The organism is Streptomyces sp. SAI-135 (assembly GCF_029893805.1).
GTDB lineage: Bacteria > Actinomycetota > Actinomycetes > Streptomycetales > Streptomycetaceae > Streptomyces.
In genome coordinates this window covers 5,734,035-5,754,552 of record NZ_JARXYP010000002.1, presented here as the reverse complement: position 1 = coordinate 5,754,552, position 20,518 = coordinate 5,734,035, and the positions used below count along the sequence as shown (strand labels likewise).

Genomic DNA, 20,518 nt, shown 5'->3' with positions numbered 1-20,518 from the left:
CGGGGGCGGCCGGCACGTGTGGCGCAGGCCTCACCCAGGTACCTCGGGGGGTTCCGGAACCGATCGTGCCGAGCGGGGCGTCTAGGGGATCGTGCAGCGTCAAGGCTTCGACGGCGGCAATGCCGCCCTTCGCGTCCGTGTGGCAGGAGGTGCCCTCCTCGTCGCACACCTCGCGTTCGTCGCCTGGTTCACGCTGCGCCCGCTGGACGTGCCCTGGGTCGTCCCCGCCAACCTGCACCCGTTCGCCGGCATCCGCGCCGACCTCGCCCTCGGCGGGCAGGAGGCGGCGCGCCGGATCGGTGAGGGCCTCGCGCTCCTGGCCCCGCTCGGCTTACTGCTCCCGATGGTGCACGGCCGCCTGTGGGCCTCCCCGCTCGGCTCCCTGATCCGCACCTGTGCCGCGGGCGCGCTGATCTCCCTGGGCATAGAGCTGCTCCAGACCGGCGTGCCCGGCCAGGTCGTCGACATCGACTCGCTGTTCCTGAACACCGCGGGCGTCGCGCTCGTCCACCTCGCGATCGTGCCGGCGGTGCGCCACTCGCTGCGCCGCAGGAACAAGCGCGGCCGGCCCGCCGCCGTCCGCCAGGAGGAGCCGGCTCAGGGTCGGACCCCGACGATTCCCAGGGTCGGGATCGCACCGTAGAGCGACGCTTTGTGCTGTTCGTCTCCGTAGCGTTGAAGACAGCTGGAAAGGGTCACTCGGACCCGGACCGTCGACGCTCACGAAGGAGCCGCAATGTCCCGCCTCGCCCGCCCCACCAACGGCCGCATGATCGGCGGAGTGTGTGCCGCGCTGGCACGGCGCTTCGGCACCTCCGCGACCACGATGCGCGTGATCTTCCTGGTGTCCTGTCTGCTGCCGGGCCCGCAGTTCCTGCTCTACATCGCGCTGTGGATCCTGCTCCCCTCGGAGGAGAAGACGCAGACCGCCTGGTGACCTCCGCACGTACGCCGGTGGGGCGCACCCCGTGATCCCGGGGTGCGCCCCACCGGCGCGTGCGGGGAGCGGCGGGTCTCAGCCGAGCGGCAGGCCGTTGAGGCCGGTGCCGCTGCCCGGGATGACCTTGCCGATCGGCAGGCCGCCGAGGAGACCGGCGACGGGGCCGGTCGGGCCGTCCGCGAGGACCTTCTCGACGGCGGGCTGCGCGGCCGACAGGCCGGTGCCCACGGCCGGCTGGGCCTGCGCCAGCGCCTCACCGGCGCCGGGCAGCGCCTTGGTGACGTTCTCGGTGGGGAGCCCCTGGGAGACGGAGCCGAGCGCCTGAGTGGCGTCCGGGACCGCCGGAGCGGCGTTCGCGGCACCCGCGCCGGCGGCGGCGAAGGCGGCACCGAGGGCGGCGACACCGAGGGTCTTGGCAGCAGACTGCTTCATGAAATGCGTCCTCGAAATGGGGTTGCGGGATGTCAGCGGTCCATGACCGTAAACACGGGAGCCCACCCGCTGCAAACATCGAAATGCGGACGGATTGTGAACACCCGCCCGCATTCCGCACCCGAGGTTTTCCCCGGTCAGCCCTCTTCGTCCACAGAACCGCTGGTGGAGGCGGTCTGCTGGAACAGCCATTCGGACTTCAGCTCGGAATATCCGGGCTTGATGACGTCATTGATCATCGCGAGTCGTTCATCGAAAGGAATGAACGCTGATTTCATCGCATTGACGGAGAACCACTGCATGTCGTCGAGCGAATAACCGAACGCCTCGACAAGGTGCTCGAATTCCCGGCTCATGCTGGTGCCGGACATCAGCCGGTTGTCGGTGTTCACGGTGGCCCGGAAGTGCAGGCGCCGCAGCAGCCCGATCGGGTGCTCGGCGTACGAGGACGCGGCCCCGGTCTGGAGGTTGGAACTGGGGCACAGCTCCAGCGGGATCCGCTTGTCCCGGACGTAGGAGGCGAGCCGTCCGAGCTTGACGGTGCCGTCCTCGTGGACCTGGATGTCGTCGATGATGCGCACACCGTGCCCGAGCCGGTCGGCGCCGCACCACTGGAGGGCCTGCCAGATGGACGGCAGCCCGAAGGCCTCGCCGGCATGGATGGTGAAGTGGTTGTTCTCGCGCTTGAGGTACTCGAAGGCGTCGAGGTGCCGGGTGGGCGGGTAGCCGGCCTCCGCGCCCGCGATGTCGAACCCGACGACACCCAGGTCGCGGTAGCGGTTGGCGAGTTCGGCGATCTCCAGGGCACGGGCCGCGTGCCGCATGGCGGTGAGCAGGGCGCCGACGCGGATGCGGCGGCCGTCGGCCCTGGCCCTGCGCTCGCCCTCCCGGAAGCCCTCGTTGACGGCCTCGACGACCTCTTCGAGGGTCAGCCCCTTCTCCAGGTGCTGCTCGGGGGCGTAGCGCACCTCGGCGTAGACGACACCGTCCGCGGCGAGGTCCTCGGCGCACTCGGCGGCCACCCGCACCAGCGCCTCACGGGTCTGCATCACGCCCACGGTATGAGAGAAGGTCTCCAAGTACCGCTCCAGCGAACCGGAGTCGGCGGCCTCGCGGAACCAGTGGCCCAGCCGGTCCGCGTCATGCTCGGGGAGTGCGGAGTACCCGCTCTCCCGGGCGAGGTCGACGACCGTACCGGGGCGCAGCCCGCCGTCGAGGTGGTCGTGCAGCAGAACCTTGGGTGCCCGGCGGATCTGGTCCGGGCTCGGGGACTTCCCCATCCGGTCAATCTGGCTCGTCATCTTCGCACTGTAACTCCTACGCGCGTAGAGAGCCCGCTGTACGAATCCGCCGATACGTAACGGTGACCGCCCCGCCCCGTGTCGTACACCCGGGCTTCTGACACTGTTCTGTCATGGCACAGCAAGCGACGCCGGTGCGCAGCGCCCGACTGGGCAGGACCCTCGGCCCGGAGCCGGCGGCGGTGAGCGGGGTGGTGCTGCTCCTCCCGGGCGGCGACGAGACCTCTCTGCGCAGACCCGCCTCGATGCGACTCCCCTCCGCCGTAAGGGCGTTGGGACGACGACTCGCCCGCGCCGGGCACGCCGAGGGGCTCGCGGCCCATCTGGTGCACTACCGCTACCGCGGCTGGAACGGCAGCGAGGCGCATCCCGCGCACGACGCGACCTGGGCCGCCGACGAGGTCGTACGGCGCTACGGCGACGTCCCCGTGTCCCTGGTCGGCGTCGGCATGGGCGGGCGGGCCGCACTGCGCGCGGGCGGGCACGAGGCCGTCAACTCCGTGGTCGCGGTTGCCCCCTGGCTGCCGGAGGAGGATGTGGCGGCCGCCTCCGAACCGGTCAAGCAGCTCGTGGGGCGGCGGGTGCTGATCGTGCACGGGACCAACGACCAGCGGGTCGACCCCGAGTTGTCGTTCCGTCTCGCGTCCCGGGCGAAGAAGGCGAACCGGGAGGTGTGCCGGTTCGAGGTGCACTCCGACGGTCACGGACTGCACCAGTACCGGGCCGAAGTACAGGCCCTGGCCGAGGACTTCGTCCTGGGGGCGCTGTTCGGGCGGGTGCTGTCCCGGCCGGTCCAGGACGCGCTGGCCGCACCTCCGCCGCTGGGACTGCGGATGCCGCTCGCCTCGGGGTTCGGGCGCCGGCGTTAGGTCACGGCAGCAGGTTCCCCCTCCTCGACAGCAGGAACTTCTTGAAGGCGGCCACCGGCGGGGTGTCCGGGTGGCCGTCGAGCCAGGCGACACCGATCTCGCGGGCCGCCCGTGGTGCGGTGACCGTCAGTTCCGCCACTCCCGGGCGGGGGAAGGCGGGCGGAGGCAGCAGCGCCACGCCCAGGCCCGCCGCCACCAGGCCGCGCAGCGTCTCGGCCTCCTCCCCCTCGAAGGCGATCCTCGGCTTGAATCCGGCCTCCTGGCACAGGTCGTCGGTGATGCGGCGCAGGCCGTAGCCGGGTTCCAGGGTGACGAAGGACTCCTCGGCGGCCTCCGCGAGGCGCACCCGCCTGCGGGCCGCGAGGGGGTGGTCGGCGGGGACCACGAGCCGCAGCTTCTGTTCGTCCAGGCGGCGGGCGACGAGGTCGGGGGCGTCCGGGACCGGGGAGGTCAGGCACAGGTCCAGCTCGCCCGCGCGCAGCCGCTCGATCATCGCCTCGCCGTAGTTCTGGACCAGGCTGAACCGGACGCGGGGGTGGTCGGCGCGAAAGGCCCGGATGAGTCCGGGGACCGTCTCGGAGCCCATGGTGTGCAGGAAGCCGAACGCGACCTTGCCGGTGGCCGGGTCGGCGTCGGCACGGACCTCGTCGGCGGCCCGCCGGATCTCGGCGAGGGCACGTTCGACGGAGCCGAGGAAGGTGCGGCCCGCGGGGGTGAGGGAGACCGTGCGGCCGATGCGGGCGAACAGGTCGACGCCGAGGTCCTGTTCGAGGCGGACCATGGCCCGGGAGAGCGTCGACTGGGGTACGTCCATCTCCTGGGCGGCGCGGGTGACGTGCTCGGTGCGGGCCACGCCGGCGAAGTACGCCAGCCGCGGGGCCAGCACCATCACCATGTCTTCTGTGTCACTGGACGGTGACAGGCGCGGCTGTGACCTCTGCTGATGCTCCATGGGAACGATTATGGCGAATCCATGCATTGGACGGATGAGCGCGGGCGTACGTAGCTTCGAGGCATGCCTGCCAGTACCGGGGCGTCCACCCGTGTGGGCGCCGTCTCCCCCGCCCCAGCCGCCGTCGACTCCCGTCTGACCCCGGGCGGCCCCGGCTACCGCCGGATGAGCTTCGCCCTCTTCCTCGCCGGTGTCGCGACCTTCGCGCTGCTGTACTCCACCCAGGCCCTGCTCCCGCTGATCTCGGGCGAGTTCGGGGTCGCGGCGAGCGAGGCGAGCTGGACGGTGGCGGCGGCGACCGGCGGTCTGGCGCTGTTCGTGCTGCCGATGAGCGCCCTCTCCGAGCGCTTCGGCCGCCGTACGGTCATGACGGGCTCGCTGGCGGTCGCGGTGACGGTCGGTCTGCTGGTCCCCTTCGCGCCCTCGCTGACCGCGCTGGTCGCACTGCGGGCGGTGCAGGGTGCGGCCCTGGCGGGACTGCCGGCCTCCGCCACGGCGTATCTCGCCGAGGAGGTCCGTCCCAAGGCGCTGGTCACGGCGATCGGCCTGTTCGTCGCGGGCAACAGCGTCGGCGGGATGAGCGGCCGGGTCATCACGGGCTGGGTGGCCCAGGAGTGGGGCTGGCGGGTGGCCGTCGGGGTGATCGGCGCGATCGCGGTGGCCTGCGCGGTGGCGTTCCGGCTGCTGCTCCCGGCGCCGCGGCACTTCAAGGCGGGCTCGCTGAAGCCGGCCGTCCTGCTGGGCACGGTCCGCGCGCACCTCTCCGACCCCCTCCTGCGCCGCCTGTACGCCATCGGCGCGCTGTTCATGACGGTCTTCGGCGGCGTGTACACGGTGATCGGCTACCGGCTGACCGAGGCGCCCTTCTCGCTCCCCCAGGGCATCGTCGGCTCGATCTTCCTGGTCTACCTGGTGGGCACGGTGTCCGCGTCGACGGCGGGCCGGCTGGTCGGCCGCCTGGGCCGCCGGGGCGCGCTGTACGCGGCGGGCGGTACGACGGCGACCGGCCTGCTGCTCTCCCTCTCCGGCTCCCTGGGGCTGGTCCTCCTGGGCCTGGTCCTGATCACCGGCGGCTTCTTCGCGGGCCACGCGGTGGCGTCCTCGGCGGTCAGCAAGACGGCCACCCACGGCCGCGCCCAGGCGTCGGCCCTGTACCAGTCCGCCTACTACATCGGCTCCAGCGCGGGCAGCACGGTAGGCGCCCTCGCCTTCCACGCGGGCGGCTGGGCCGGAACGGTCGGGGTCGGACTGCTGGCGGTGCTCGGCGTGGTCACCCTCACCGTCCTCGGAACGCGTGCGGCCCGGGCCCAGCAGCGGCTCGCGACGGCCTGAGCCGCACGTTCAGCTTCCCCCTGACCGGGGTCGGCCGGTCAGGGGGATTGCTTCGCCCCTTCGACCCGTTCCTCAAAGGCCGGAGGGACTGATTTCAGCCCGTCCGGCGTTTGAGGACGAGGCCCTTGGGCCGATGGGGGGTCTGGGGGCGCGGCCTCCAGGGAGGGACGGGTAGGGGCGGCGGGGGCGAAAGACGCCTGACCTGCACGTTCATGCACTCGGGACGCCATTGTCAGACCCCTGCGGTAGTTTCCGAGTACTGGGCGCAAAGGCGCGACACAGCACGGCCACAGGGGTGGGTGGACGATGACGGACAGTACGGCGACGACAGACCTCGACATCAGGCTCGAGAAGCACCGCACGGAGCTGACGGGATACTGCTACCGCATGCTCGGTTCCTCCTTCGAGGCCGAGGACGCGGTGCAGGACACGATGGTGCGCGCCTGGCGCAGCTACGACAAGTTCGAGGGCCGCTCCAGCCTCCGCTCCTGGCTGTACCGCATCGCGACCAACGTCTGTCTGGACATGCTGACGGCGGGCAACAAGCGCGCCCGCCCCATGGACCTCACCGAGTCGACGCCCCTCGCCCAGGCCGCCCTCTCCCCCCGCCCCGACCACACCTGGCTGGAGCCGATGCCGGACAACCGCATCCTGCCGACCGTCGAGGACCCGGCCGAGGCGGCGGTCGCCAAGGAGACCGTGCGGCTCGCCTTCATGGCCGCCCTCCAGCAACTGCCCCCCAAGCAGCGCGCGGTGCTGATCCTGCGCGAGGTGCTGGCCTGGAAGGCGAGCGAGGTCGCCGAACTGCTCGACACCTCGGTCGCCTCGGTCAACAGCGCCCTCCAGCGGGCCCGCGCCACGCTCGCCGAGCGGGAGGAGCACGGCGCCGACGCGGCCGTGTCCGACCCGCTCGACGAGGAGCAGCAGAAGCTCCTGGACCGCTATGTGAAGGCGTTCGAGGGGTACGACATGACGGCCCTGACGGCCCTCCTCCACGAGGACGCCATCATGACGATGCCGCCGTTCGACCTGTGGCTGACCGGCCACGACGACATCACGGGCTTCATGACGACCCTGGGCTCGGCCTGCGAGGGCTCCCGCCTGATGCCGGTCCAGGTCAACGGCCTGCCGGGCTTCGCCCAGTACAAGCCGGACCCGGACAAGGGCGGCTACACCCCGTGGGCGGTCCAGGTGCTGGAGATCTCAGACGGCCGGCTCACCGGGTTCCACTTCTTCCTCGACACCCAGCGCTGGTTCCCCCTGTTCGGCCTGCCCCTCCACCTCGAAGCGGAGGCCGACGAGGTCAAGGAGGGCGTGTAGCCCGGGGTCGGGGTCGCGCAGCCTGATCCGGCCCCCGGCGCGCCGGGCCGCGAGCTGGAGCCGGGCGAGCAGGTCGACGGTGCCGAGCCCCGGCGGCCCGAGCCCGGCGACATCGCACACCACGACCCCGGCGCGGGTCGTCCGCAACAGGGCCCGGACCTCGTCGCTCAGCCCCGCCACCTCGTCCCGGGTGAGGGGGCCGGCCAGCACGAGTACAGCGGGTGTCATGGCGTCCACGATCGGTAGACCCGGCGGGCGGGCACAACTCATCGGCCTCGGCGTGAGGACGGCTGCCTCGGCGCGGGAAGGATCACGTTGACCCGGGTGCCTCCTCCCCCCGAGGGTTACCTGTATGCGCCACCCATCAGCACCTCCCTGGATACGCCACGCCCTCCTCGCCCTTGAGGAGCGCCCGTGCAGGGAGTGCTGACCGGCTTCGCGGTGATCGCGGTGGTCATCGGCGTCGGCTATCTCATCGGTCTGCGCGGATATTTGGGCGCCCAGGGCCGGGAGGTCCTGACGAAGCTCGCCTTCCATGTCGCCTCGCCCGCCCTGCTGTTCACCACGCTGGCGCGCGCCGACCTGTCGGTGGTCTTCTCCAGCCGCCTGCTGGTGACCGCGCTCAGCACGGCCGCGGCGGCGGGCGTCTTCGTGGCGGCGGGCGTCGTACGGGGCTGGGGGCTGGGCCGTACGACGATCGGCGCGCTGTGCTCGTCGTACGTCAATTCCGGCAACCTCGGCATCCCGATCGCGGTGTACGTCCTGGGCGATGCCTCGCTGGTGGCGCCGGTGCTGCTGTTCCAGCTGGTCGGGGTGACCCCGGTCGCGCTGACGGTGCTGGACCTGGCGTCGGGTGCGGGCGGGAAGAGCCCGCTGTGGCTACGGCTGCTCACGCCCCTGCGCAACCCGATCGCGGTCGGTTCACTGGCCGGGGTCGCGGTCTCGGCGTCCGGCCTGAAGGTCCCCGCCCCCGTCATGGACCCCCTGACCCTGATCGGCGGCATGTCGGTCCCCGCGGTCCTGCTCGCCTTCGGTATCTCCCTGTGCGGCAGTACGTTGCCGGGGCGGGGCCCGGACCGGCAGCTCGTCCTGCTCTCGGTCGTACTCAAGTCGGTGGGGCAGCCCGCGGCGGCCTGGGCACTGGCGGCCGGCGTCTTCGGCCTTCACGGCGCCCAACTCCTCGACGTGGTGGTCACCTCGTCCCTCCCGGCCGCGCAGAACCTGTACACCTACGCCTCCACCTACGGCGTGGGCGAGCGCCTGGCCCGCGACTCGATCCTGGTGTCGACGGTGGTGTCGGTGCCGGTGCTGGTCGTCGTGGCGACGCTGTTGGGGTGACTTACGTCTCGGGAAACTCACCGGTGTCGATGACGAGTTCGAAGGGCGCGGGGATGGTGAGGAGTTCACCGAACTTGGCGACGGCCAGCGGTCGGTAGACGTCTCCCTGGGGCTCTCCGTAGAGGGTCGCAGTGGGACCTTCTGGGGCCCAGCGGTCGACGAGGAGGTAGAGGGGGATGCCGGCGGAGGCGTACGCGGCCGGCTTGCTCACACGGTCGTGGCGGGCGGTGGCCCGGGAGGCGACCTCCACGACGAGCTCGGCCCGACCGGCGTCGACGAAGCCCTGGTCGGTCCCGGGCAACCGGCCCCGGGGCACCACGGCGACATCGGGGACGTAGAGACCGAGGCGGGGCGGCACCGCGAGGGCCAAGCGCTGGTAGACGCCCCAGTCCTCCGGGATCACCTCGCAGAGGCGCCGGTGCAGGGGTTCGACCGTGCCGTGATGCGCCTGGGCGGAGTAAGGCGTCACGGCGATCAGCCCGTCGATGATCTCCACGCGGCAGCCTCGGGGAACGTCCGACTGGCCCCAGACCCACACCAGTTCGTCCCACTCGCTGTCGGTCATGATGTAGTCGCCGTCGAGCACGTCCATGGAGTCAGCCAACATGCAGAACGGGACCGGCGCGCTGCCGCACCGATCCCGTTCACTCGAAAGAACTCCCGCTCAGGCGATGCGCTCCAGCACCACCGGCGACGCCGTGAAGTCCGTGCCCGGGGCCCCGATGTCGTAGGAACCCTCGACCGACTGCAACGCGTACTCGAAGCGGTCCGGGGTGTCCGTGTGGAGGGTCAGGAGGGGCTGGCCCTCGGTGACCGTGTCGCCGGGCTTGGCGTGCATCTCCACGCCCGCGCCCGCCTGCACCGGGTCCTCCTTGCGGGCCCGGCCCGCGCCGAGGCGCCAGGCGGCGACGCCGATGCCGTAGGCGTCGAGGCGGGTCAGGACGCCCGAGGACGGCGCCTTGACGACGTGCTGCTCGCGCGCCACCGGCAGTTCCGCGTCCGGGTCGCCGCCCTGGGCCGCGATCATCCGCCGCCACACGTCCATCGCGGAGCCGTCGGCCAGCGCCTTCGCCGGGTCGGCGTCGCGGATGCCCGCCGCCGCCAGCATCTCGTGGGCCAGCGCGACGGTGAGCTCCACGACGTCCGCGGGGCCGCCGCCCGCCAGGACCTCCACCGACTCGCGGACTTCGAGGGCGTTGCCCGCCGTGAGGCCCAGCGGGGTCGACATGTCCGTCAGGAGCGCGACCGTCTTCACTCCGTGGTCCGTGCCCAGGCCCACCATGGTGGACGCCAGCTCGCGCGCGTCCTCGATGGTCTTCATGAAGGCACCGGTGCCGACCTTGACGTCGAGCACGAGCGACCCCGTGCCCTCCGCGATCTTCTTCGACATGATCGAGGAGGCGATCAGCGGGATCGCCTCGACCGTGCCGGTGACGTCACGCAGGGCGTAGAGCTTCTTGTCGGCCGGGGCCAGGCCGTCGCCCGCCGCACAGATCACCGCGCCGGTGGTGTCGAGGACGTGCAGCATCTCCTCGTTCGACAGCAGCGCGCGCCAGCCCGGGATCGACTCCAGCTTGTCGAGCGTGCCGCCGGTGTGGCCGAGGCCGCGGCCCGAGAGCTGGGGCACGGCCGCGCCGCAGGCCGCCACCAGGGGCGCCAGCGGCAGCGTGATCTTGTCGCCGACACCGCCGGTGGAGTGCTTGTCGGCCGTCGGGCGGGACAGGGACGCGAAGTCCATGCGCTCGCCCGACGCGATCATCGCCGCCGTCCAGCGGGCGATCTCGCGCCGGTTCATGCCGTTGAGCAGGATGGCCATCGCGAGCGCGGACATCTGCTCGTCGGCGACCTCCCCGCGGGTGTACGCGTCGATGACCCAGTCGATCTGCTCGTCGCTGAGTTCGCCGCGGTCCCGCTTGGTGCGGATGACGGAGATGACGTCCATGGCCATGCAGGCTTTCCTTCCGGGAATTACTTGGTGAGGTGCTCAGGGCCGAAGGCCTGCGGGAGCATCTCGGACAGCGGCAGGATCCCCGCCGGGGTCTCCAGGAGGAGATCGGCGCCGCCGAACTCGTAGAGCAGCTGGCGGCAGCGGCCGCAGGGGACGAGGATCTCGCCCTCGCCGTCCACGCAGGTGAAGTGCGTGAGGCGGCCGCCCCCGGTGTTCTGCAGCTCCGAGACCAGACCGCACTCGGCGCACAGGCCGAGGCCGTAGGAGGCGTTCTCGACGTTGCAGCCGGTGATCGTGCGGCCGTCGTCGACCAGGGCGGCGACGCCGACCGGGTAGCCGGAGTACGGGGCGTACGCCCGGGACATGGCGTCCCGGGCCGCTTCCCTGAGCGCGCCCCAGTCGACGCCCGTCACTTGCCCTGGCCCTTCCGGTAGCGCATGCCGTCCGCCTTGGGCATCCGCAGCCGCTGCGCGGACAGCGACAGCACCAGCAGGGTGACGACGTACGGGGTGGCGCCCACGAAGTCGCTCGGGACCTCGTCGGTGACCAGGTACCAGACCAGCACGCCCGCGGCCACCAGGAGGCTGATGCCGCCCTGCCAGTGCGCCTTCTTGTACAGCTTCCAGCCGGCCATCGCCAGCAGCAGCACGAACAGCAGGAGCAGCAGCGCGTGGACGGTCTCGCCGCCGTTGCGCAGCTGGAGCGCGTCGGAGTATCCGAACAGGCCCGCGCCCATGGCGAGGCCGCCGGGACGCCAGTTGCCGAAGATCATCGCGGCGAGACCGATGTAACCGCGGCCGCCGGTCTGGCCTTCGAGGTAGCTGTGCGAGGTGACCAGCGCCAGGAAGGCGCCGCCGAGACCGGCGAGACCGCCGGAGACGGCCACGGCCATGTACTTGTACTTGTAGACGTTGACGCCGAGGGACTCGGCGGCGATCGGGTTCTCACCGCAGGAGCGCAGCCGCAGACCGAACGGGGTGCGCCACAGCAGCCACCAGCTGCCGACGAACAGCGCGATCGCGAGGACCGTCACCACGGACAGGTCGGTGACCAGGCCGCCGAGGATGCCGGCGATGTCGGAGATCAGGAACCAGTGGTGGTTCTCGATGGAGTGCAGCCCGCTGGAAAGGCCCGGGACGTCGAAGTTGGGCAGCGAGTCCACCGGCGGGGACTGCTTGGGGTTGCCGCCCTCGTCGGCCGCCTTGCCGTCGACGAAGAACAGCTTGGCGAGGTACTGGGTGGTGCCCAGCGCGAGGAGGTTGATCGCGACACCGGAGACGATGTGGTCGACGCCGAAGGTGACGGTCGCGACCGCGTGCAGCAGACCGCCGACGACGCCGAAGCCGACACCGCACAGCAGGCCGAGCCAGGGGCTGGACTGCCAGCCGATCCAGCCGGCGCCGAAGGTGCCGAGGATCATCATGCCCTCGAGGCCGATGTTGACCACGCCGGAGCGCTCGGACCACAGACCGGCGAGACCGGCGAGGCCGATCGGCACGGCGAGGCTGAGGGCCGCGGAGACCTGGCCTTCGGAGGTGAGCTGGTTGGAGCCGGAGATGACGCGGACCGCGGCGACGAGCAGCAGCGCGCCGGCGACGATCATGAGGATCTGGCCGAGCGAGCGGCCCGACCGGGTGGCGGTGTCCGCCTTGGGCGCCGCGGGGGGCGGCGTGTCGGTCATCGTGGCAGTCATCACGCCACCTCCTGCTTCTGGGTCGGGGCTGCGGCCTGGGCGGCGAGCTCGGCGCCGACCCGCTGCTGCTGGCGCTTGAGTCCGTAACGGCGTACGACCTCGTAGGCGATGACGACGCACAGGACGATGACGCCCTGGATCACGCCGAGGATCTCCTTGTCGTAGCCCTCGAACTCCAGGTGGTTGGTGGTGCGCTCCAGGAAGCCCCACAGCAGGGCGCCGAGCGCGATGCCGACCGGGTTGTTGCGGCCGAGCAGGGCGATGGCGATACCGGTGAAGCCGATGCCGACGGGGAAGTCGTTGCTGAACTGGTGGCTGTCGTTGAGCAGGGTCGGCATGCCGATCAGGCCGGCGATGGCGCCGGAGATGAGCATGCTGGTGGCGACCATCTTCTTCACCGAGACACCGCTCGCGGAGGCGGCGGACTCGGACTGGCCGACGGTGCGCAGGTCGAAGCCGAACCGGGTGCGGCCGAGCACGAACCAGTACGCGATGCCGACGATCACGGCGATGACGATGAAGCCCCACAGCTCGCCCGCGGCGCCGGTGTCGATCTGGAAGAAGTACGACGACTCCGGCAGCGGCTTGGTGGAGACGACCGTGCCGCCGGCCTGGAGCTCGGCGAGCTTCCCGGGCTGGAGCAGGTAGGCGATGATCGCGGTGGCGATCGAGTTCAGCATGATCGTGGAGATGACCTCGCTGACCCCGCGGGTCACCTTGAGGACGCCCGCGATGCCCGCCCACACGGCACCCGTGCCCATGGCGCACAGGATGATCAGCGGGATGGAGATCCAGCCCGGCGTGGTCAGCGCGCCACCGAGGACGGCCGCGAAGAACGCGGCGATGCGGTACTGGCCGTCGACGCCGATGTTGAACAGGTTCATCCGGAAGCCGATGGCCACCGAGACGCCCGCCAGGTAGTACGTCGTCGCCTTGTTGAGGATGTAGACCTGGCTGTCGCTGGCGGAGCCGTAGGTCAGCATGTCGCTGAAGGCGGCGCCCGGGTTCTTGCCGGTGGCGAGGATCACCAGGGTGGTGACGACGAGCGCGGCGACGACCGCGAGCAGCGGGGCCGCGATGCCGAGGAGCAGCCGCTCCTTGTCGATGCGTTGGGTCAGCTTGTTCATCGGGCGTCGTCCTCGTCGTCCTCGGCGGAGACCGCTGCGGTGTCCTCTGCGGAGTCCTCTGTGGAGCCGTCTGTAGAGCCGTCTGTGGAGCCCTCTGCGTGCTCCAGGTGGCCGGTGGCCGCACCGGTCATGGCGGAGCCCAGCTCCTCGGGGGTGATGGTGGCGGGGTCGGCGTCGGCGACCAGTCGGCCGCGGTACATCACCCGCAGGGTGTCGGACAGGCCGATGAGCTCGTCCAGGTCGGCGGAGATCAGCAGCACGGCCAGGCCCTCGCGGCGGGCCTCGCGGATGTGGTCCCAGATCGCGGCCTGCGCGCCGACGTCCACACCGCGGGTGGGGTGGGCGGCGATGAGCAGCTTGGGCGCGTGGCTCATCTCGCGGCCGACGATCAGCTTCTGCTGGTTGCCGCCGGACAGCGAGGCGGCGGTGACGTCGATACCGGGGGTGCGGACGTCGTACGCCTGGATGATGCGGTCGGTATCGCTGCGGGCCGCCTTGATGTCGAGGAGCTGGCCGCGGGAGTTGGGCTTCTCGGTGACATGGCCGAGGATGCGGTTCTCCCACAGCGGCGCTTCGAGGAGCAGGCCGTGGCGGTGGCGGTCCTCGGGGATGTAGCCGACGCCGGCCTCGCGGCGCTGGCGGGTGGGGACGTGGGAGATGTCGGTGCCGTCGAGGGCGATCGTGCCGGTGTTCAGGGCTCGGATGCCCATGATGGCCTCGACCAGCTCGGACTGGCCGTTGCCCTCCACGCCGGCGATGCCGAGGACCTCGCCCTTGTGGATGGTGAAGGAGATGTCGTCGAGGATGATCCGCTCGACGCCGTCGAGGTCGGTCTGGGCCAGGCGCAGGCCGTCCAGCTTCAGCAGCGGGACGTCCGTGACCGTGGACTCCTCGGTCTCCGGGGTGGGCAGTTCACTGCCGACCATCAGCTCGGCGAGCTGCTTGGTCGTGGTGCCGGCCGGCTTCACGGTGCCGACGGTGGTGCCGCGGCGGATGACGGTGATCTCGTCGGCCACCGACAGGACTTCGCCGAGCTTGTGGGAGATGAAGATGACGGTGAGGCCCTCGGCCTTGAGCTCGCGCAGGTTGGCGAAGAGGGCGTCGACCTCCTGCGGCACGAGGACGGCGGTGGGCTCGTCGAGGATCAGGGTCTTGGCGCCGCGGTAGAGGACCTTGAGGATCTCCACGCGCTGGCGGTCGGCGACGCCGAGCTCCTCGAGGAGGACGTCGGGGCGGATGTTCAGGCTGTACGCGTCGGAGATCTCCCGGATCTTCGCGCGGGCCTTGCCGCCGATGCCGTACAGCTTCTCCGCGCCCAGGACGACGTTCTCCAGGACGGTGAGGTTGTCGGCGAGCATGAAGTGCTGGTGGACCATGCCGATGCCGCGGGCGATGGCGTCGGCGGGGGTGTGGAAGGTGACCGTCTCGCCGTTCACCGTGATGGTGCCCTCGTCCGGCTGCTGCATGCCGTAGAGGATCTTCATCAGGGTGGACTTGCCGGCACCGTTCTCACCGCACAGGGCGTGCACGGTGCCCGTGCGGACGGTGATGTCGATGTCCTTGTTGGCGACGACGCCGGGGAATCGCTTGGTGATGCCGCGCAGTTCGACGGCAGCGGGAGGGCTGGACGCGTTGATGGCGCACTCTCCTCGGGGAAAAGGGGCTGCGTAGGGGAGGGCAGGCGTCGGCGACGCTAGCGCGGCAACTCCATGCTACACGCGTAGAGTTGACACATTGTTATGGCTCGACGAGGGGGTCTGTCGAGGCCCCCTCGTCGAGCCCGGGTCCCGGCGGGAACCGTCAGGTCAGCTGGTCTTGACCGTGATGGTGCCGTCGACGATCTTCTTCTTCGCCTCGTCCAGCTTGGGCTGGATGTCGTCGATGAAGCCACCGCTGGTGGACAGGGCGACACCGCCCTTGGCGAGCGAGTAGAGCTGGTTGCCGGTCAGCGGCTTGCCCTCGTGGACGGACTTGATGAAGTCGTAGACGCCGACGTCGACGTTCTTGACCATCGAGGTCAGGATCGAGTTCTTGAACTTGGACAGACCCGGGATGTTGTACTGGTCCGAGTCCACGCCGATGGCCCAGGCGCCCTTGACGCCGGAGATGGCCTCGATCGAGCCGTTGCCGGAGGAGCCGGCCGCGGCGTAGATCACGTCGGCGCCGTTGTCGAGCATGCCGGACGCGGCTTCCTTGCCCTTGGCGGGGTCGGCGAAACCGGAGAAGTCCGAGCCGTGGGTCAGGTACTGGACGTCGACCTTGACCTTGGGGTTGGTGTCCTTGACGCCCTGGGCGTAGCCCGCCTCGAACTTCTTGATCAGCGGGGTGTCCACGCCGCCGATGAAGCCGACGTGGTCCTTCTTGGTCTTCAGCGCCGCGGCGACACCGGCCAGGTAGGAACCCTGCTCCTCGGTGAACGTGATGCTGTCGACGTTCTTGGCCTTCGCGACCGCGTCGATGAGACCGAAGCTGACCTTCGGGTACTTGGCGGCGACCTTGTCGACCGAGGTGGCGTAGGAGAAGCCGACGGCCACGATCGGGTTGTAGCCGGCGTCCGCCAGGTCGGTCAGGCGCTGCTCACGGTCGGCCTCGGTGTCGGAGCTCTTGGCGGTCAGCTCCTTGAGGGAGCCGCCGAACTCGTTCTTGGCCTTGTCGGCACCGCGCGCGGCGGAGTCGTTGAAGGAGCGGTCACCACGGCCGCCGACGTCGTAGGCGAGACCGATCTTGATGCCCTTGCCGCCGTCCGCGGACGAGGAGGACGAGCTGTCGCTCTCGGAGGAGGTGCTGCCACACGCGGTGGCAGTCAGTGCGAGTGCTGCGGTCGCGATACACGCAGCGGAAAGCTTGGCTACCCGGCGCACGGGAGGCTCCTTCACCTGACCTGAGCGCCTCGTCGGCGCTTCATGTGAGCACCTTGCCAGTGCTCGGGCCTGTACGCCCCTGCGGCGTTGGCTTCGCGGCATCGTAACGCGCGTAGATGTCGGAAACAGACCTCTTCCGAAGCCGTTATCGATTCGAGGCAAACAGCGTCTGAACTGAGGGTCTGCGGGCCTGGCACACCAGGATTGCGAAGAGCGCACGATTGGCTTACGACCATGTTGCGCCGGTCGGCGGAACGGCCCTCACGGGGCCGTTCCGTCACGCTCGGATCACTGCGCGGCGTCGAGCAGGGCCGCCGCCGTGAACATCTCCACACCTACGGTGATGGCGGACTCGTCGGCGTCGAAGTCGCCCTGGTGGAGGTCGCGCACGGTCCGCTCCCCCGGCGTGCGCACCCCGAGGCGGGCCATGGCACCGGGCACCTGCTGGAGGTACCAGGAGAAGTCCTCGCCGCCGAGACTCTGCTCGGTGTCCTCGACGGAGTCGGCGCCGCGCCGGGCGGTCATCGCCTGGCGGAGCAGCTCGGTGACGTCGGCGTCGTTGACGACCGGCGGGACGCCCCGCACGTAGTTGATCTCGGACTTGGCCCCGTGCAGATTGGCGACCTCGTCGATCGCGGCCACGACCACGTCCGGAGCCTGCCGCCAGGTGTCCAGGTCCAGGCAGCGCACGGTCCCGGAGAGCTCGGCGTGCTGCGGGATGACATTCGGGGCGTGACCGGACTCGATCCGTCCCCACGTCACGGCGAGCCCGGCACGGGTGTCGACGCGCCGGCCGACGATCGCGGGCACGTCGGTGACCACGCGGGCGGCGGCGGTGACAAGGTCGGTGGTGAGGTGCGGCCGGGCGGTGTGTCCGCCGGGCCCGTCGAGCGCGATCTCCAGCCGGTCGCAGGCGGAGGTGATGGGGCCGGTCCGCAACCCGATCCTCCCGGCGTCGACCCGCGGGTCGCAGTGCACGGCGAGCATCTTGCCGACCCCCTCCAGCACCCCGCAGTCGATGGCGTCGGCGGCGCCGCCGGGCAGCACCTCCTCCGCGGGCTGGAACACCAGCCGCACGGGCCGCGGCAGCAGCCCGCGCTGGTGGAGGTCGGCGAGGACGAGCCCGGCTCCCAGCACCACGGCGGTGTGCACGTCGTGCCCGCAGGCGTGCGCCCGGTCCGGCACGGTCGAGCGGTACGAGCACTCGGTCTTCGTGTCCGGGATGGGCAGGCCGTCGATGTCGGCGCGCAGGGCGAGCATGGGCCGCTCGCCGTCCCACTCCCCGATGTCACACACGAGCCCGGTCCCGACGGCGAGCACCCGGGGCTTCAGCCCAGCCCGCTCCAGCCGCTCCTTGATCGCCGCGGTGGTCCGGAACTCCTGGTTGCCGAGCTCCGGGTGCATGTGCAGGTCGCGCCGGAAGTGGACGAGCTCGGCGTGCAGCGCGTCGCTCAGCACGCCGGGAAGCACGGCTTCCCCGGGCAGTTCGACCTCGGACTCCAGTGACATCAGTTGCTTCACCCTCTAAAGGGTAGGACGCCGGGGCGACCAACCGACCCGCGATCAACAAAACTTCAACCCGCCGCGGGAAGAAAATTTGGCCGCTCGACGCATGGATGTGATGTGAGGTGGGTAAGAACCCCCTTTCCCACACATACCACGCCGGGCTTGCACCCGGCGGTTCTGTTCATCTGTCGAAACGGCGGGGGACGGGGGCGGGAGCGGGGCCGGACGGGGCTGTGCCGCTGCTGAAGCGGCGGATTCGTGATGTCGGCCACGGGGGCCACGGGAGAGATCGACTCGGCCGGGCGTGACGCGGGCGTGACGCAGCGCGTGGCACGGGGCCGATCGAGGTCATCCCACCCGCCGTGCACGCGAGAAGCGACCGCCCCCCCCCCCCCCCCCCCCCCCCCCCCCCCACGGCCAGGCCTAGGCAGCGCCCAGCTCGCACCACACGAGCTTCCCCCGGTTGCCGTGCCTGGCCAACGGCTGCCACCCCCACAGATCAGCACAGGCCGCGACCAGGGTCATCCCCCTCCCCTCTTCCTCCATCAGCCCCACCTCACCGGGCGGCTCCGGGGGCCCGGGGTCGGCATCCCACGCCCCGATCCGCAACACCCCCGCCACCCACCGCACCCGCAGCGCGGCTGGCCCCTCGGTATGCCGTACGGCATTGGAGACCAACTCCGCCGCGAGGAGCTCCGCGGTGTCGACGAGGCGGATCAGGCCGTGCATGGTCAGGATGAGCCGGAGGGTGCGGCGGGCGACGGTGACGGCTCGGGGGTCGTTGGGGATGTAGAGGGTGTACTCCCAGGGTTCGTTTTCAGGCATGCGTCAGCTCCAGTTGCGTAGGAGGAGTCGGGCGGTGGCAGTGCCGCAGCCGTCGCAGCAGAACGGAGCGGTGCGCTTCCGGTATCCCGGCGTGCCGCAGAGTGTGCGTCGCGTCACCGACGGTAGACATTAGATTTAAGAAACGGCAAGCTGGTCGCGTAATCTGACCCCGAACGAGTCCTGCGCGCAGGCGGGTTGAACTGAAGGGCGGTCGATGGGGACCAAGCGCGAACCCACAGCGCGTCAGATGCGCCTGGCGATCGAGTTGCGCAGGCTCCGGGAGGGAGCAGGTCTCAGCGCCCGCGAGGCGGCGGCGCTGCTCGGGGTGAACTCCGTCCAGATCAGCCAGATCGAGTCGGGCGTCTCAGGAGTCAGCGAGAAGCGCCTGCGTCGCCTGGCCGCCCACTATTCCTGTTCGGACAGCGAGTTGATCGACGCCTTGGTGGTCATGGCGACCGACCGGACCCGCGGCTGGTGGGAGGAGTACCGGGGACAACTGCCCACGCCGTTCCTTGATCTGGCCGAGCTGGAGCATCACGCCATCTCCCTGCGGGAGGCCCAGTTCCTGTACGTCCCCGGTCCCCTCCAGACGGAGGAGTACGCCCGTGCCGTGTACGCCTACCGGGTTCCCGCACTCCCGCCCGAGGAGCTGGAGTTGCGAGTCCAGCACCGGATGCGGCGAAAAGTGACCCTCGAAGGCCCCGCCTCCAAGCCGTACGAAGCCGTCATCCACGAGGCGGCGCTGCGCATCATGGTCAGCGACCGTTCTGCCTCACGGGCCCAACTCGTCTCCGTCCTTCAGTTCTCCGAAGCGCCCCACATCACCGTGCGGGTCATCCCCTTCACCCTGGAGCACTTCGCCGGTGCCGCGAGTGCCATGACGTACGCGGAAGGACCCACACCCAGGCTGGACACCGTCGTACGGGACGGACCTCACGGCGCGTCCTTCATCGACGCCGAAGCCCAACTCGGATCGTTTCGAACGCTCTTCCGTAAAGTGGAGGCCGTGTCACTGGACCCCGAGCGGTCCCGTGACTTCATCCACCGGCTGGCGAAAGAGCTGTGAGGAACCATGGACACCCCCGGCAACTGGCGGAAGTCGTCCTACTCGGGCCCTGGCGACGGTGACTCCTGCGTCGAGATCGCGAACTCCCCCACCCGCATAGCCATACGCGACTCAAAGACCCTGGACGGCGCCACCCTCACCTTCCCCACCGAAGCTTTCGCACCGTTCCTCGCAGCGCTGAAGTCACCGCCCCTCACCCCTCGATGACCGTCAGGGAAACTCCACCCGCCGCCCCGTGACGCCCCACTAGGGTGCAGCCCGTGAACGCCGAGACCCCCGACTTCATACGGGCCACCCGCACCGCGTACGACACGATCGCCGAGCCCTACACCGAGCAGTTCTCCGACTGGGCCGGCATCCCGACGCTGGACAGAGCCCAGATCACCGGCTTCGCGGAGTTGGTGAAGGAGCAGAACGCCGGCCCGGTGGCGGACATCGGCAGCGGCCCGGGCCACGTGACCGCAGCGCTCCACGCCCTCGGCATCCGGGTCTTCGGCGTTGACGTCTCCCCCAGGATGGCCGAACTGGCCCGCAAGGCCCACCCGGGCCTCCGCTTCCACGTGGGCTCGATGACGTCGCTGGACCTGCCGTCGGAAACCCTGGGCGGCATCACGGCCCTCTACTCGATCATCCACGTCCCGGACGACCACCTCCCGCAGGCATTCGCCGAGTTCCACCGCGTCCTCGCCCCCGGCGCCCACGCCCTGATCGGTTTCCAGTACGAGCCCGGCGGCACCCACATGCACCTCGACGAACGCTTCGGCCACAAGATCTCCCTGGACTACTACCTCCGCACCCCGGAGACGGTGACCGAGCCCCTGACCAAGGCGGGACTCCAGGTGATCCTCCGAGTCCTCAGGGAGCCGCTCGGCGAGGAGAAGCTGTCCCGGGCCTATCTGCTGGCCAGGAAGCCTGCGTAGGACGCCACCGAGTGCAACGGAAAGGTCGCTCAAGGTAAAGTAAGATTCAATCTACGTAAGAACGGATCTACCTTGACGCGGAGGTCGC

The 20,518-nt window shown here is 70.3% G+C and carries 22 protein-coding genes; 9 read left to right on the top strand and 13 right to left on the bottom strand.

Annotation, left to right across the window (positions count from 1 at the left end):
- Nucleotides 1-91 precede the first annotated feature (91 nt).
- Both M2163_RS30685 and M2163_RS30680 read left to right on the top strand, forming a co-directional pair.
- A complete protein-coding gene (locus M2163_RS30685) occupies nucleotides 92-643 on the top strand; it encodes a VanZ family protein (RefSeq protein WP_280895594.1) in 552 nt (183 codons plus the stop codon).
- 93 nt (nucleotides 644-736) lie between these two features.
- Nucleotides 737-937, top strand: coding sequence for a PspC domain-containing protein (locus tag M2163_RS30680; RefSeq protein WP_280895593.1), 201 nt, complete (start codon nucleotides 737-739; stop codon nucleotides 935-937).
- A 78-nt stretch (nucleotides 938-1,015) separates the two neighbouring features.
- On the opposite strand, the gene M2163_RS30675 is transcribed toward M2163_RS30680, so the two are convergent.
- Together M2163_RS30675 and M2163_RS30670 are read right to left on the bottom strand one after the other, a co-directional pair.
- The gene (locus M2163_RS30675) at nucleotides 1,016-1,372 is read right to left on the bottom strand and encodes an ATP-binding protein (protein ID WP_280849658.1); all 357 of its coding nucleotides are present in this window, start codon (nucleotides 1,370-1,372) and stop codon (nucleotides 1,016-1,018) included.
- 137 nt (nucleotides 1,373-1,509) lie between these two features.
- Nucleotides 1,510-2,673, bottom strand: a complete 1,164-nt coding sequence (locus tag M2163_RS30670) for an adenosine deaminase (RefSeq protein ID WP_280895592.1) — start codon at nucleotides 2,671-2,673, stop codon at nucleotides 1,510-1,512.
- Nucleotides 2,674-2,786: 113 nt separating this feature from the next.
- Here M2163_RS30670 and M2163_RS30665 point away from each other — a divergent pair, with 113 nt between their 5' ends.
- A complete protein-coding gene (locus M2163_RS30665) occupies nucleotides 2,787-3,542 on the top strand; it encodes an alpha/beta hydrolase (RefSeq protein WP_280849660.1) in 756 nt (251 codons plus the stop codon).
- 1 nt (nucleotide 3,543) lies between these two features.
- Here the strand turns inward: M2163_RS30665 and M2163_RS30660 are convergent, their stop codons facing one another.
- Entirely contained in the window at nucleotides 3,544-4,494 is a 951-nt protein-coding gene (locus M2163_RS30660) for a LysR family transcriptional regulator (protein ID WP_280895591.1), read from the bottom strand.
- 63 nt (nucleotides 4,495-4,557) lie between these two features.
- On the opposite strand from M2163_RS30660, the gene M2163_RS30655 reads away from it, so the two are divergent.
- Together M2163_RS30655 and M2163_RS30650 are read left to right on the top strand one after the other, a co-directional pair.
- Nucleotides 4,558-5,826 (top strand): MFS transporter, encoded by a 1,269-nt coding sequence (locus M2163_RS30655; RefSeq protein ID WP_280895589.1) that lies wholly within the window; start codon nucleotides 4,558-4,560, stop codon nucleotides 5,824-5,826.
- 306 nt (nucleotides 5,827-6,132) lie between these two features.
- Entirely contained in the window at nucleotides 6,133-7,146 is a 1,014-nt protein-coding gene (locus tag M2163_RS30650) for a sigma-70 family RNA polymerase sigma factor (protein WP_280849663.1), read from the top strand.
- On the opposite strand, the gene M2163_RS30645 is transcribed toward M2163_RS30650, so the two are convergent.
- Nucleotides 7,030-7,416, bottom strand: coding sequence for an STAS domain-containing protein (locus tag M2163_RS30645; protein ID WP_280895588.1), 387 nt, complete (start codon nucleotides 7,414-7,416; stop codon nucleotides 7,030-7,032). The two genes, M2163_RS30650 and M2163_RS30645, sit on opposite strands and share 117 nt — an antisense overlap.
- 144 nt (nucleotides 7,417-7,560) lie before the next feature.
- Between M2163_RS30645 and M2163_RS30640 the strand changes: the two genes are divergently transcribed.
- Complete coding sequence (locus tag M2163_RS30640; RefSeq protein WP_280895587.1) at nucleotides 7,561-8,484, top strand: AEC family transporter; 924 nt, start codon at nucleotides 7,561-7,563, stop codon at nucleotides 8,482-8,484.
- 1 nt (nucleotide 8,485) lies between these two features.
- Here the strand turns inward: M2163_RS30640 and M2163_RS30635 are convergent, their stop codons facing one another.
- The 9 genes from M2163_RS30635 to M2163_RS30595 form a co-directional block, all read right to left on the bottom strand.
- Complete coding sequence (locus M2163_RS30635; RefSeq protein WP_280895585.1) at nucleotides 8,486-9,076, bottom strand: Uma2 family endonuclease; 591 nt, start codon at nucleotides 9,074-9,076, stop codon at nucleotides 8,486-8,488.
- 72 nt (nucleotides 9,077-9,148) lie between these two features.
- Nucleotides 9,149-10,432 carry a thymidine phosphorylase gene (locus M2163_RS30630; RefSeq protein WP_280849667.1) on the bottom strand — a complete coding sequence of 428 codons (1,284 nt, stop codon included), beginning with the start codon at nucleotides 10,430-10,432 and terminating at the stop codon, nucleotides 9,149-9,151.
- 20 nt (nucleotides 10,433-10,452) lie between these two features.
- Nucleotides 10,453-10,845 (bottom strand): cytidine deaminase, encoded by a 393-nt coding sequence (locus M2163_RS30625; protein WP_280849668.1) that lies wholly within the window; start codon nucleotides 10,843-10,845, stop codon nucleotides 10,453-10,455.
- A complete protein-coding gene (locus M2163_RS30620) occupies nucleotides 10,842-12,125 on the bottom strand; it encodes an ABC transporter permease (RefSeq protein WP_280849669.1) in 1,284 nt (427 codons plus the stop codon). Before M2163_RS30620 ends, M2163_RS30625 begins: the two co-directional genes overlap by 4 nt.
- Nucleotides 12,125-13,252: an ABC transporter permease gene (locus tag M2163_RS30615; protein ID WP_280849670.1), complete on the bottom strand. Its 1,128-nt coding sequence runs from the start codon at nucleotides 13,250-13,252 to the stop codon at nucleotides 12,125-12,127. The genes M2163_RS30620 and M2163_RS30615 overlap by 1 nt, the downstream gene beginning before the upstream one ends.
- Nucleotides 13,249-14,856: an ABC transporter ATP-binding protein gene (locus M2163_RS30610; RefSeq protein ID WP_280897340.1), complete on the bottom strand. Its 1,608-nt coding sequence runs from the start codon at nucleotides 14,854-14,856 to the stop codon at nucleotides 13,249-13,251. Before M2163_RS30610 ends, M2163_RS30615 begins: the two co-directional genes overlap by 4 nt.
- Nucleotides 14,857-15,057: 201 nt before the next feature.
- Complete coding sequence (locus M2163_RS30605) at nucleotides 15,058-16,113, bottom strand: BMP family ABC transporter substrate-binding protein (protein WP_280895584.1); 1,056 nt, start codon at nucleotides 16,111-16,113, stop codon at nucleotides 15,058-15,060.
- A gap of 288 nt (nucleotides 16,114-16,401) precedes the next feature.
- Complete coding sequence (locus M2163_RS30600) at nucleotides 16,402-17,622, bottom strand: M20 family metallopeptidase (RefSeq protein WP_280854110.1); 1,221 nt, start codon at nucleotides 17,620-17,622, stop codon at nucleotides 16,402-16,404.
- Nucleotides 17,623-18,042: 420 nt separating this feature from the next.
- Nucleotides 18,043-18,444 (bottom strand): ATP-binding protein, encoded by a 402-nt coding sequence (locus tag M2163_RS30595; RefSeq protein WP_280895583.1) that lies wholly within the window; start codon nucleotides 18,442-18,444, stop codon nucleotides 18,043-18,045.
- A 214-nt stretch (nucleotides 18,445-18,658) separates the two neighbouring features.
- Here M2163_RS30595 and M2163_RS30590 point away from each other — a divergent pair, with 214 nt between their 5' ends.
- The 3 genes from M2163_RS30590 to M2163_RS30580 are packed head-to-tail and all read left to right on the top strand — an operon-like array spanning nucleotide 18,659 to nucleotide 20,430.
- Complete coding sequence (locus M2163_RS30590) at nucleotides 18,659-19,510, top strand: helix-turn-helix transcriptional regulator (protein WP_280895581.1); 852 nt, start codon at nucleotides 18,659-18,661, stop codon at nucleotides 19,508-19,510.
- A gap of 6 nt (nucleotides 19,511-19,516) precedes the next feature.
- Nucleotides 19,517-19,717, top strand: a complete 201-nt coding sequence (locus M2163_RS30585; protein ID WP_280895580.1) for a DUF397 domain-containing protein — start codon at nucleotides 19,517-19,519, stop codon at nucleotides 19,715-19,717.
- Nucleotides 19,718-19,770: 53 nt separating this feature from the next.
- Nucleotides 19,771-20,430 (top strand): class I SAM-dependent methyltransferase, encoded by a 660-nt coding sequence (locus M2163_RS30580; protein ID WP_280895579.1) that lies wholly within the window; start codon nucleotides 19,771-19,773, stop codon nucleotides 20,428-20,430.
- Nucleotides 20,431-20,518 lie beyond the last annotated feature (88 nt).